The organism is Salipiger sp. H15, from assembly GCF_040409955.1.
Lineage (GTDB): Bacteria > Pseudomonadota > Alphaproteobacteria > Rhodobacterales > Rhodobacteraceae > Salipiger.
Genome location: NZ_CP123384.1, coordinates 1,279,656 through 1,291,786 on the forward strand (window position 1 = coordinate 1,279,656; position 12,131 = coordinate 1,291,786).

Annotated in this window: 11 protein-coding genes and 1 riboswitch; of the genes, 4 read left to right on the top strand and 7 right to left on the bottom strand. The window is 68.9% G+C overall.

The genetic code is table 11. From position 1 onward, the window contains the following. Positions 1-82: 82 nt before the first annotated feature. From gcvP to PVT71_RS06205, 4 genes are all read right to left on the bottom strand, one after another. On the bottom strand, positions 83-2,932 hold the full coding sequence (gcvP, locus tag PVT71_RS06190) for an aminomethyl-transferring glycine dehydrogenase (protein ID WP_353473628.1): 2,850 nt from the start codon (positions 2,930-2,932) through the stop codon (positions 83-85). 149 nt (positions 2,933-3,081) lie between these two features. Beyond that, on the bottom strand, positions 3,082-3,441 hold the full coding sequence (gene gcvH / locus PVT71_RS06195) for a glycine cleavage system protein GcvH (protein WP_353473629.1): 360 nt from the start codon (positions 3,439-3,441) through the stop codon (positions 3,082-3,084). A gap of 19 nt (positions 3,442-3,460) precedes the next feature. Beyond that, positions 3,461-4,588: a glycine cleavage system aminomethyltransferase GcvT gene (gcvT, locus tag PVT71_RS06200; RefSeq protein WP_353473630.1), complete on the bottom strand. Its 1,128-nt coding sequence runs from the start codon at positions 4,586-4,588 to the stop codon at positions 3,461-3,463. Between the two features lie 153 nt (positions 4,589-4,741). Then, positions 4,742-4,827: riboswitch (glycine riboswitch) on the bottom strand. Between the two features lie 9 nt (positions 4,828-4,836). Continuing rightward, complete coding sequence (locus tag PVT71_RS06205; protein WP_353473631.1) at positions 4,837-5,325, bottom strand: Rrf2 family transcriptional regulator; 489 nt, start codon at positions 5,323-5,325, stop codon at positions 4,837-4,839. Between the two features lie 97 nt (positions 5,326-5,422). Here PVT71_RS06205 and PVT71_RS06210 point away from each other — a divergent pair, with 97 nt between their 5' ends. Beyond that, a complete protein-coding gene (locus tag PVT71_RS06210; protein WP_353473632.1) occupies positions 5,423-5,986 on the top strand; it encodes a gamma-glutamylcyclotransferase family protein in 564 nt (187 codons plus the stop codon). Continuing rightward, positions 5,986-7,215: a DUF2254 domain-containing protein gene (locus tag PVT71_RS06215; RefSeq protein WP_353473633.1), complete on the top strand. Its 1,230-nt coding sequence runs from the start codon at positions 5,986-5,988 to the stop codon at positions 7,213-7,215. Before PVT71_RS06210 ends, PVT71_RS06215 begins: the two co-directional genes overlap by 1 nt. A 73-nt stretch (positions 7,216-7,288) precedes the next feature. On the opposite strand, the gene gltX is transcribed toward PVT71_RS06215, so the two are convergent. Further along, entirely contained in the window at positions 7,289-8,623 is a 1,335-nt protein-coding gene (gltX, locus tag PVT71_RS06220) for a glutamate--tRNA ligase (protein WP_353473634.1), read from the bottom strand. 100 nt (positions 8,624-8,723) lie between these two features. On the opposite strand from gltX, the gene PVT71_RS06225 reads away from it, so the two are divergent. Beyond that, positions 8,724-9,677, top strand: a complete 954-nt coding sequence (locus PVT71_RS06225; protein WP_353473635.1) for a 1-phosphofructokinase family hexose kinase — start codon at positions 8,724-8,726, stop codon at positions 9,675-9,677. A 108-nt stretch (positions 9,678-9,785) separates the two neighbouring features. On the opposite strand, the gene PVT71_RS06230 is transcribed toward PVT71_RS06225, so the two are convergent. Together PVT71_RS06230 and PVT71_RS06235 are read right to left on the bottom strand one after the other, a co-directional pair. Next, the gene (locus PVT71_RS06230; protein ID WP_353473636.1) at positions 9,786-10,781 is read right to left on the bottom strand and encodes a hypothetical protein; all 996 of its coding nucleotides are present in this window, start codon (positions 10,779-10,781) and stop codon (positions 9,786-9,788) included. A gap of 27 nt (positions 10,782-10,808) precedes the next feature. Then, a complete protein-coding gene (locus PVT71_RS06235; RefSeq protein WP_353473637.1) occupies positions 10,809-11,018 on the bottom strand; it encodes a hypothetical protein in 210 nt (69 codons plus the stop codon). 163 nt (positions 11,019-11,181) lie between these two features. Between PVT71_RS06235 and PVT71_RS06240 the strand changes: the two genes are divergently transcribed. Next, positions 11,182-12,111, top strand: a complete 930-nt coding sequence (locus PVT71_RS06240; RefSeq protein ID WP_353473638.1) for an MBL fold metallo-hydrolase — start codon at positions 11,182-11,184, stop codon at positions 12,109-12,111. The last annotated feature ends 20 nt before the right edge of the window (positions 12,112-12,131 follow it).

Below are 12,131 nucleotides of genomic sequence, written 5' to 3' on the forward strand. Positions count from 1 at the left end.
CCATGTGGAGGCGCAGGCCGCGCGGCACCCCGGGCCGGGATCCCGGGGGCGCCCGGCGAGGGGCGCCGCCCGTTGTGCGTGCTTACTCTGCCGCCTCGGCGTAGTCGCTCATCGGCGGGCAGGTGCAGGTCAGGTTGCGGTCACCCCAGGCGTTGTCGACGCGGTTGACCGGCGGCCAGTACTTGTCGACCCGGAAGGCGCCCGGCGGGAAGCAGCCCTGTTCGCGGCTGTAGGGCCGGTCCCAGTCGCGCACGAGGTCTTCCATCGTGTGCGGCGCATGCTTGAGCGGGTTGTTCTCGGGGTCGGAGTTGCCCTCTTCGACCGCGCGGATCTCCTCGCGGATCGCCAGCATCGCCTCGCAGAAGCGGTCGAGCTCGGCCTTGGTCTCGGACTCCGTCGGCTCGATCATCAGCGTGCCGGCGACCGGGAAGCTCATGGTCGGGGCGTGGAAGCCGCAGTCGATCAGGCGCTTGGCGATGTCGTCCACGGTGATGCCGCAGCTGTCGGCGAAGGGGCGCATGTCGAGGATGCACTCATGCGCCACGCGGCCCTCGTGGCCGGTGTAGAGCACCTCGTAGGCACCCGAGAGCCGGGTCGCGATGTAGTTGGCGTTGAGGATCGCCACCCGCGTCGCCTGCGTCAGGCCCGCGCCGCCCATCATCTGGATGTAGCCCCAGGAGATCGGCAGCAGCGAGGGCGAGCCGTAGGGCGCGGCCGAGACCGGCCCCGCGATGCCGTCCTCGAGCGGGTGCGAGGGCAGGTGCGGGATCAGGTGCTCCTTCACGCCGATCGGGCCCATGCCGGGTCCGCCGCCGCCATGCGGGATGCAGAAGGTCTTGTGCAGGTTGAGGTGGCTGACGTCCCCGCCGAGATCGCCGGGGCGCGAGAGCCCCACCATGGCGTTCATGTTGGCGCCGTCGATGTAGACCTGCCCGCCGTGCTCGTGGGTGATCGCGCAGACGTCGCGCACCGTCTCCTCGAAGACGCCATGCGTCGAGGGGTAGGTGATCATGCAGGCCGCCAGAGTATCGCTGTACTGCTCGGCCTTGGCGCGGAAGTCGACGAGGTCGATCGAGCCGTTGTCGTCGCAGCGCACCGGCACCACCTTCCAGCCGACCATCTGGGCGGTGGCGGGGTTGGTGCCATGCGCGTTGACCGGGATCAGGCAGACGTTGCGCTGGCCTTCGCCGCGCTCGCGCTGCCACGAGGCGATGGTCAGCAGCCCCGCGTATTCGCCCTGCGCGCCGGAGTTCGGCTGCATGGTGAAGGCGTCGTAGCCGGTGACCTTGCAGAGCTTGTCGGACAGGTCGTCGATCATCTCCTTGTAGCCGAGCGCCTGGTCCTCGGGCACGTAGGGGTGCAGACCGGCGAACTCGGGCCAGCTGACCGGCATCATCTCGGCGGCGGCGTTCAGCTTCATCGTGCAGGACCCGAGCGGGATCATCGCCCGGTCGAGCGCGAGGTCACGGTCCGCGAGACGGCGCATGTAGCGCATCATCTCGGTCTCGGCCCGGTTCATGTGGAAGACCTCGTGGGTGAGGTAGCTGCTAGTGCGGATCGAGGCCTCGGGCAGGCGGTAGCGCGGGGCGAAGTCCTCGTCCTTGCGCAGGAGGCCGAAGGCGCGCCATACCGCCTCGATCGTCGCCGGGCGGGTGGTCTCGTCGAGCGTGATGCCGACGCGGGTCTCGCCCACCTTGCGCAGGTTGACGCCCTCCTTCACGGCGGCGCGCAGCACGCCCTGCTGCAGCAGGCCGACATCCACGGTGATCGTGTCGAAGAAGGTGCCGGGCTCGACCTTGAAGCCGGCCTCTTCCAGGCCGCGCGCCAGGCGCTCGGTCTTGCGGTGGATGCGCTGCGCGATGGCCTTCAGCCCCTCGGGGCCGTGGAACACCGCGTAGAAGCCCGCCATCACCGCCAGCAGCGCCTGCGCGGTGCAGACGTTCGAGGTGGCCTTCTCGCGGCGGATGTGCTGCTCGCGGGTCTGCAGGGCAAGCCGGTAGGCGCGGTTGCCGTGGCTGTCGATCGACACGCCGACGATGCGGCCGGGCATCGAGCGCTTGTAGGCGTCGCGGGTGGCCATGTAGGCGGCGTGCGGGCCACCGTAGCCGAGCGGCACGCCGAAGCGCTGGGTCGAGCCGACGGCGATGTCGGCCCCCATCGCGCCCGGCTCCTTCAGCAGGCAAAGCGCCATCGGGTCGGCGGCGACGATGCCGATCGCCTTGGCCGCGTGCAGGGCCTCCATGGCGCCGGTGAAGTCACGGACGTGACCATGCGTGCCCGGGTACTGGAAGATCGCGCCGAAGACCTTGTCGGCCTCCAGCTCGTCCGGGCTGGCGACGATGATCTCGATGTTCAGCGGCGCGGCGCGGGTCTTCATCACCGCGATGTTCTGCGGGTGGCAGTTCTCGTCGACGAAGAAGGCCATGGCCTTCGACTTCGCCACGCGCTGCGCCATGGTCATCGCCTCGGCGCAGGCGGTGGCCTCGTCGAGCAGCGAGGCGTTGGCGATCTCGAGCCCGGTGAGGTCCGACACCATGGTCTGGTAGTTCAGCAGCGCCTCGAGCCGGCCCTGCGAGATCTCGGGCTGGTAGGGCGTGTAGGCCGTGTACCACGCGGGGTTCTCGAAGATGTTGCGCTGGATCGCCGGCGGGGTGACGGTGCCGTGGTAGCCCTGGCCGATCAGCGAGGTCAGCACCTTGTTCTTCTTGGCGACCTCGCGCATGTGCCAGAGCATCTCGCGTTCGGAGAGCGGCTTGCCGAATTCCAGCGCGTCCGCCTGCCGGATGCCGGCGGGGACGGTCTGCTTGATCAGCGCGTCGAGGTCCTTGACGCCCAGCACCTCGAACATCTGCGCCATTTCCTTGGGCGAGGGTCCGATGTGGCGGCGGTTGGCGAAATCGTAAGGCAGGTAGTCGGTGGGCGTGAAGGCCATGTCGATCCGTCCCGAATAGGTCGTGGAGTGGCAGCAGTGTAACAGCTGTTCCGGGGGCAAGGCGCGGCCCTGCCCCTTTCATCTTTCCTCAAATACTCACCGGCCCGGCGTCGCCGCCCGCGAAGGCGGCGGGGCAGGGCGCGGGGACCTCAGCCGATGAAGTCCTTGTAGGCGGCCTCGTCCATGAAGTCGTCGAGCGCCGAGAGGTCCTCGATCTTCATCTTGAAGAACCAGGCGTCGCCCTCGGGGTCGTCGTTGACCTTGGACGGCTCATCGGCGAGCGGGCTGTTCACCTCGACGATCTCGCCGTCGAGCGGGGCGAGGATGTCGGAGGCGGCCTTGACCGACTCGATCACCACCACCTCGTCATCCTTGCTGACCGTGGTGCCCTCTTCGGGCAGTTCCACGAACACGACGTCGCCCAGCTGTTCGGCGGCGTGGGTGGTGATGCCCACGACGACCAGGTCGCCCTCGACGCGGAGCCATTCATGCTCTTCGGTAAATTTCATCGTCCTGTCCCTGACTGTCTCAGCGTTTGTAAGTCTGCGTCACGAAGGGCATCTCTGCCACTTCCACGGCGAGGCGCTTGCCGCGCACCTCGCCGAAAAGCTTGGTTCCGGTCACCGCGTGGTCACTGTCGACGTAGCCCATGGCGATCGGAGTGCCCGTGGTCGGCCCGAATCCGCCCGAGGTGACCCGTCCGATCGGCGCGCCGCCCTCGGCTTCGGCGAAGATCTCGACGCCTTCGCGCATCGGGGCACGGCCCTCGGGGCGCAGCCCGACGCGGGCGCGGGGCGCGCCGCCGTCGAGCTCGGCGAGGATCTTCGCGGCTCCGGGGAAGCCGCCCTCGCGGTCGCCGCCGCTGCGGCGGATCTTCTGGATCGCCCAGGTCAGCGCGGCCTCGACCGGCGTGGTGGTGGTGTCGATGTCATGGCCGTAGAGGCAGAGCCCGGCCTCGAGCCGCAGCGAGTCGCGCGCGCCAAGGCCGATCGGCTCGACGTCGTCATGCGCCAGCAGGGCGCGGGCCAGCTCGACGGCCTTGTCCTCGGGCACCGAGATCTCGAACCCGTCTTCGCCGGTGTAGCCCGAGCGCGAGATCCAGCACTCGGCGCCGCAGAGCTCGATCGTGGCGACATCCATGAAGCGCATGTCGCGGACCGCGGGGTTGAGCGAGGCCAGAACCTCCTCGGCCGCCGGACCCTGCAGCGCCAGCAGCGCGCGGTCGCCGAGCAGGCGGGGCGTCACGCCTCTCGGCTCGAGCCCGGCGCGCATCAGCGCCATGTCCTGGGTCTTGCAGGCGGCGTTGACCACGACGAAGAGGTGATCGCCGCGGTTGGCGATCATCAGGTCGTCCTCGATCCCGCCCGCGTCATTGGTGAAGAAGCCGTAGCGCTGGCGGTTCTCGGCCAGCCCGGCGATGTTCACCGGCACCAGCGCCTCGAGCGCCAGCGCGATGGCGTCCACGCTCTCGCCGGACAGGATCACCTGCCCCATGTGGCTGACGTCGAACAGCCCGGCCTTCTCGCGCGTGTGCAGATGTTCCTTGAGTACGCCGAGCCTGTACTGAACCGGCATCTCGTAACCGGCAAAGGGCACCATCTTGGCGCCCAGCTCGATGTGCAAATCATGTAAGGGCGTGCGTTTAAGCTCGTCCATGCGCTCCCCGATCCTCTCGTCCCGGAACGGCGCAGGGCCCCCGGGCATTTCCCGCGCGGATCTGTCCCGCGCCCGAAATGCCCCCTCTGTCCTTTCGCCTGAGATCGTTATCCCTTCGGCGGGCGCTTGGAACGCCTCTCTCCAGAGTTTTTAGGTGTCGCGAAGGTCCTGTGGCCTGAGAGTTTCCGGGGCGGTTGCTCCTTCGGCACCGGTCTGACCGGTTCTCCCATCGCGATGGCCGGAAACTATTATACTTGCGCGACCGCCGCAAGCGCGCCCGTGCCACGCGGGACCGAGCAGGCCCTGCCCGGGACGAGGATGTCGATCAGCGGGGCATTGTCGCAGACCAGCTCGTCGAGGGTGATCGGATCGAGCGTCGCGTAGAAGGCGTTCGCCGCCTCGGTGAGCGCGAGTCGCAGCCGGCAGGCATCGGTCAGCGGGCAGGTATTGTCCGCGTCGGCGAAGCATTCGGCCAGCGGCACGGGGGATTCGAGCGTGCGGAACACCTCGCCGATCTGGATCTGGTCGGCCGGGCGCGCCAGTTCGAGCCCGCCGTTGCGGCCGCGATGGGTGCTCAGAAATCCAAGCTGCGCCAATTGGTTGATCACCTGAGCCAGGTGATTTTCCGAAGCGTTGCAGCATCTCGCGATCTCGGATTTCGTCACCAGCCGCCCGGTATTTGCGGCGCAATGCATCAGGACGCGGATCGCGATATTCGTTCTCTTGGTCACGCGCACGGAAATGTCCTCGCTTTGAATGATTGCCGGTTTAGATACAGGGCGTGGTCAAAGACTGATTTGACTCACATCAATTTGAAGAAAGAAAATGCGTGGAATGAGCACATCTTATTTTTTCGGTTATGGCTCGCTCGTCAACCGCAGAACGCACGGGTTCGAACCGGCGCACCGGGCCTCCGCCTCGGGCTGGCGGCGGGTCTGGGCGCGGGTGCCGGGGCGGCCGGTGTCGCTGCTGACCGTGCTGCGTGATCCCTCCTGCGAGATCGAGGGGCTGATCGCCCCGGTCGATGCCGAGGGCTGGGCGGCGCTCGACCTGCGCGAGGCCGGCTACGACCGCACCGATGCGTTGCGCGACGTGCGCCATCCCGCGCAGACCGTGGCCGAGATGGCGATCTACGTGGTGCCCGAGGTGGACCGCATGGCGCCCGACACCGACCACCCGGTGCTGCTGAGCTATCTCGACGTGGTGCTGCAGGGCTACCTCGACGAATTCGGCAAGCCGGGGGCCGAGCGTTTCCTCGCCAGCACCGCCAACTGGGACGCGCCGATCCTCAACGACCGCGCCGCGCCGCAATACCCGCGCGCGCAGAGCCTGAGCGACGCCGAGCGGGCCTTCGTCGACGCGGCGCTGGCAGGGTTGGGCGCGAAGGTCTTCGCCTGATGACACCGCGCTGGCTGCTGATGCTCGGCCGCGTCTCGAAGCGGCTCGGGGTCCGCGTGCTCACCGGCGCGGTGCTGGCATTGCTCGCGGTCGCGCTGGCGCCGGTCTTCCAGGGGTTCATCCCGGACTGGATGAAGGATCGGTTCGGCAAGGACGCGGTGACGCCGATCCTGTCGATCCTCGCCACCACAATGCTGACCGTCACCACCTTCTCGCTCTCGGTCATGGTGCAGGCGTTCCAGTCCGCCGCCAGCCAGGCGACGCCGCGCGCCTATCGGCTGCACCTCGAGGACAGCACGGCGCAGACCGCGCTCGCCGCGTTCACCGGGACCTTCCTCTTTTCGCTGACCGCGCTCGTGCTGTTCAACGCCGGCCTCTATTCCGAGGAGTCGGCGGTGGTGATCTTCTTCCTGACCATCGCCAGCATCGTCGCGGTGATCGCCGCCATGCTGCGCTGGATCGGGCACCTGAGCGTCATGGGCAGCATGGACCACACGCTGGACCGCGTGATGGAAAACGCGCTGCCGCCGCTCGAGCGCGCGATGGAGCGGCCATCGCTGGGCGCGGCACTGCCCGGCGGGGAACTACCATCGGACGCGCGCGAGGTCCCCGCGAGCCGGGCGGGATACGTGCAGTACATCAACCTCGAGGCGCTGGAAGAGAAGCTTGCCGCCGCCGAGGCGGTGTTCCGCGTCATCGCCCATCCCGGCGCGCATCTCGTGCCGGGCATGCCGCTGGGGCAGGTCGCCGGCGGGCATGTCGCGCCGGAGGAGATCGCCCGGTGCTTCACCCTCGGCCCGGCGCGCACCATGGAACAGGACGCCCGCTACGGGGTCATGGTGATGAACGAGGTCGCCATCCGCGCGCTCTCGCCTGCGGTCAACGATCCCGGCACGGCGATCGACGTGGTGCAGCGGCTCGAGCGGATGCTGATGGGGCTCGGTGTTCCGGCGCAGGCGCCGCCCGAGTTCCCGCATGTGCAGATGGCGCCGCTGGACCCGGCGCACCTGCTCGAGGACGGGTTCTACCCGCTGATCCGCGACGGCGCGGCGCGGCCCGAGGTGATCTCCTGCGTGCTCTCGGCGATGAAGGTGCTGCGGCGGGCGGAGTGGCTGGCGCTTGCCGAGGCGGCGGAGGTCACGCGCGCCTACACCTTCGCCCATGCCGAGGCGGCGCTGACCGTCGAGGCGGATCGGCGCTGGCTGGAGGAGAAACGCGCCGAGGCGTGACCCGGCACCCCGGCACCCCGAATGAAAAAGGCGGACCCGGGGGTCCGCCTTTCGCATTTCGATCGGGCGAGGCTTACTTCGCCAGGTCCTTTGCCGGGATCTTCTCGAGCAGCGGCAGCACGTCGGCCATCTCGGGCCCGCGCTCGAGCCCGGTGAGGGCCTTGCGCAGCGGCATGAAGAGGCCCTTGCCCTTGCGGCCCGTGGCCTCCTTCACCGCCTGGGTCCACTCGCCCCAGGTCGCCTGGGTGTAGGGGCCCTCGGGCAGCAGTGCCATCGCCTCGGCGATGAACGCGCGGTCCTCGTCGGCGATCAGCGGCTCGGCGCCGTCGCGGAACAGCTCCCACCAGCCGGCGATGTCCTTGCGGGTGACGATGTTCTCGCGCGCGACGTTCCAGAACGCCTCCTGCTTGCCGGCGGGCACGCCGAGCGCGGTCAGCTCCTCGGCCACGTCGGCCAGCGGCAGCTGGTGCAGCTTGCGCGCGGTCAGCGGGTAGAGGTCCTGCTCGTCGAACTTGGTCGGGGCAGCGCCGAACTGGCTGAGGTCGAAGCCATCGGCGATCTCTTCCAGCGACAGGCGCAGTTCGACCGGCTGGCTCGAGCCGAGCCGGGCCATCAGCGACAGCAGCGCCTCGGGCTCGACGCCCGCCTCGCGCAGGTCGCGGATCGACAGCACGCCGAGGCGCTTCGACAGCGACTCGCCCTGCGGGCCGGTGAGCAGCGAGTGGTGCGCGAAGCCGGGGGCGGTGCCGCCGAGCGCCTCGATGATCTGGATCTGCGTCGCGGTGTTGGTCACGTGGTCCGAGCCGCGCACGATGTTGGTCACGCCCATGTCGATGTCGTCGACGACCGAGGCGAGCGTGTAGAGGATCTGCCCGTCACCGCGGATCAGCACCGGGTCCGACACCGAGGCCGCATCGATCGAGATCGGGCCGAGGATGCCGTCGGGCCAGTCGATGCGTTCCTGGATCAGCTTGAAGCGCCACACGCCGTTGCCGCGCTCGGCGCGCAGCTTGTCCTTCTCGGCCTCGGACAGCTCCAGCGCGGCGCGGTCGTAGACCGGCGGCTTGCCCATGTTGAGCAGCTTCTTGCGCTTGAGGTCGAGTTCGGTCGGCGTCTCGAAGGCTTCGTAGAAACGGCCCATGGCGCGCAGCTCGTCGGCGGCGGCGTGGTAGCGGTCCAGCCGCGCGCTCTGTCGCTCCGTCTTGTCCCAGTGCAGACCGAGCCATTCGAGGTCGCGCTTGATGCCGTCGACATACTCTTCCTTGCTGCGCTCGGCATCGGTGTCATCGATGCGCAGGATGAAGGTGCCGCCGGACTTGCGCGCGATCAGGTAGTTGAACAGCGCGGTGCGGAGGTTGCCCACATGGATGTGACCGGTGGGCGACGGTGCGAAACGGGTGGTGGTCATGGAAGCCTCCTGCATACGCGGGTGGCAATTTCACAAGCGCGCGCATTTGTCCAGTTCGCGGACCCTTGGCGGAGTGCCGAAGCGGTGTATTCTCCGCCCCATGAGAGACATCCTGACCGTCACGCTCAACCCCGCCCTCGATCTGTCGACCTCCGCCGATCGCGTGGTCGCCGGGCCGAAGCTGCGCTGCACCGCGCCAAGCGCGGATCCGGGCGGCGGCGGCATCAACGTGGCGCGGGTCGCGGCCGAGCTCGGCGGCCCGGCGCGGGCCTTCGTGGCGCTTGGGGGGCCGACGGGAATGCGGCTCGAGGCGGCGCTGGTCGAGCTTGGCCTGCCGCTGGTGCGGATGCGCGCGCCGGGCGAGACGCGCGAGAGCATGGCGGTCCACGACCGGCACAGCGGCGAGCAGTACCGCTTCGTCATGCCGGGCCCGGATTGGGAAGAGGAAGACGTGCTCGACGCGCTCTCCTCGATCGCCAGCGCGGTGCACGAAGGCGGCATCGTGGTGCTGAGCGGAAGCCATCCGCCGGGGGTGCCGGACGATTTCCCGGTGCGGCTTGCCCGGGTGCTGCAGGGGCGCGGCGCCTGCCTGATCGTCGACACCTCGGGGCCGGTGCTCGAGCTTCTGGCGCGCGGCACCGATCCCGCGCCCGCCGTGCTGCGCATGGACAGCCTCGAGGCCGAGGAGCTTGCCGGGCGTCCGCTGATGACCCGCGCCGACTCGGCGCGGTTCGCCGCGGAGTTGGTGTCGCGCGGCGCGGCCGAGCGGGTGATCCTCGCCCGCGGCCCGGACGGGTCGGTGATGGCGGGGCCGGAGGGGCTCTGGCAGGTGAACGCCGCCAAGGTCACGGTGCTGTCGGCGGTCGGCGCGGGTGACAGTTTCGTCGGCGCCTATGCCTTCGGCATTTCCGGGGGGCTGAGCGCGCCCGAGGCGCTGGCGCTCGGCGCGGCGGCGGCCAGCGCGACGGTGACCACGCCGGGCACGCGGCTCTGCACGCGGGCGATGGTGCAGGACCTGCTGGCCCAGTGCGGCGCGAGCGAGATCGCGGTCTAGCGCCGCACCGGCGGGACAACGCTTGGCATCACTAGGTGGTTCGGCCCTTCAGGGGCGCTCCTTTCCCCCGACCAGAGAGAGATGGCCGGGGGAGACGGAGAGGCCGGGTCAGGCGACCGCGGCGTGTTCCAGACGATGCAGCTGCAGCCGCACCATTGTCTGGTTGAGAAGTATGTAGGCGATCTCGCCGAAAGTGACAGGGCCGGTGAAGCTGCCGGTGCGTTTTTCTTCCAGCTCGCCGTAGAGGAAGTTGAGGATGCAGTTGCACGAGAGCTCCTGCGCGCCGTCCCCCTGCGCGCGCTGTGCGAAGATCGTGGCATAGTCGCCGGGGCTGTGAGCGATGCGGTAGGACACGCCCTCGATCACCGGCGCGTAGAAGGCGACCCCCTCGGCCCCGACCGACTGGAACGAGACGTTGATCATCGCGCCGGCGTAATTGGCCACCAGCGGCAGGCGCGTGTCGATGCCCTGCGCCTGCACCCACTCGGCGAAATCCACCTCCGCGCCGTCGACCATGGCGCGGCGCGCCGAGAAGCCGGTGGCGGCAAAGCTGATCTCGGCCCCGCCGGTGTCCTGCTCGAAGAGGTTGAGGATCTCGACATTGGCGATCCGGTCGGCGGGCAGCTTCACGTGCAGCACCAGCGCGCCCTCGTCGTAGGCGGTGCCGCGGCTGCCGTCGAAGACCTTGGGCTTGCGCGTCGCGAGGTCGTCGAGATGCACCCCGGTGACCCAGCCCATCACCGGCTGGTCGAAGAGGCCGGGGAATTCCGCCGCGCCGATCGCATAGGCCTCGTGCGCCTTGCTGAAGGCGGGGATCAGGATGACCGAGAGCCCGTCCTCGTAGCGGCCCATGGTCAGGCTCGGCAGGTCCTCGCCCTCGTAGAGCACGGGGCGGGCATCCTCGGCTGCCTCGATCTCGGTGACGAAGAGGTTCTCGCGGTCCACGTGGCCGCCGTCCTCGGTCATGAAATAGACCGAGGTGCCGCCGATCCAGCGGCCGCGCGGCAATGCCGTCAGCGCCTCTTCCGCACCGGCGATGACGAGCGTCGCGCCCGCCGCGATGCGCTCTGCAGCCTGCGCCGGGGTCATCAGGGTGTTCTTCATCGGCTTTCCTTTCCGTGGCCTGCCCTGTCAGAAGAGGGCGATGTCCTTGGTGGCGAAGGCGTTCTTCTCGAAGTAGCCGCGCAGCTCGGCGATCTTGCCGGTCATGTCCGCAGGCTTCGACCTCACCTCGCGCCGCAGCCGGGTGACGAGGATCTTCGTGGCAAGCACGGCGCCCGACAGTTCCGCCTCGGAGGTCAGAACGCGGCGCCAGCAGGGGTTAGATGCGTCCGGGATCATCCACGGCTCCTTCACTGGTCATGATCGCGGACACCGGGCTATCCCGATTCCGTTTAACGCCGCGCAAATACGCGGATGTGATGAGGCGCAGAATTCGGTGTTATGGCCTGTTGACGCTGGGGAGCTATGCTTTCGCGCAGAACAGCAGGAGAGGACGACGACAATGCAAAAGGACAAGATCACCCGCCGCACGGCGCTGACCTGCGCCGCGGCGCTTCCGCTTGCCGCCGGGCTCGGCGGGGCCGCCCCCGCCCGCGCGCAGGCGGCGCAGGGGCCGCAGGTGCCGCGCGTCTACCGCGTGCCGCTCGGCGAGTTCGAGGTCACCGCGATGATGGCGGGCACGCGCACCGTGCCGGACCCGCAGGGCACCTTCGGGATGAACGTCAGCCCCGAGGAATTCGCCGAGGTGTCGGAGGCCGCGCACATTCCCACCGACAAGGCGCAGTTCTTCTTCACCCCGACGCTGGTCAACACCGGCAGCGCGCTGATCCTCTTCGACACCGGGCTCGACCCGGCGGGGATCGTGGCGGCGGTCGAGGCGGCGGGCTACACGGCGGAAGACGTCAGCCACGTGGTGATCACCCACATGCACGGCGACCATATCGGCGGCCTCTCGGACGGCGGCACGCCGACCTTCGCCAATGCCGCGCTGCTGACCGGGCAGGCGGAATGGGACCACTGGACCGCCGCCGGCAACGAGACCTTCGAGGACAAGGTGCGCCCGCTCGAGGCGGAGTTCGCCTTCCTCAGCAACGGCGGCGAGGTGGCGCCGGGGATCACCGCGGTGCTCGCCCCGGGGCACACGCCGGGGCACATGTGCTTCATGCTCGAGAGCGGCGGGAAGAAGATGATGCTCACCGCCGATCTTGCGAACCACTACGTCTGGTCGCTGGGCAAGCCCGACTGGGAGGTGCGCTTCGACATGGACAAGGAGCTCGCCGCCTCGTCGCGGCGCAAGATCCTCGGCACGCTGGCCGAGGACGGCACGCCCTTCATCGGCTACCACATGCCGTTCCCGGCGATCGGCTACGTCATCGCCGAGGAGGACGGGTTCCGCTACCTGCCGCACAGCTACCAGTTGCTGATGAGCTGAGACGGCGGGGCAAAGGAAAA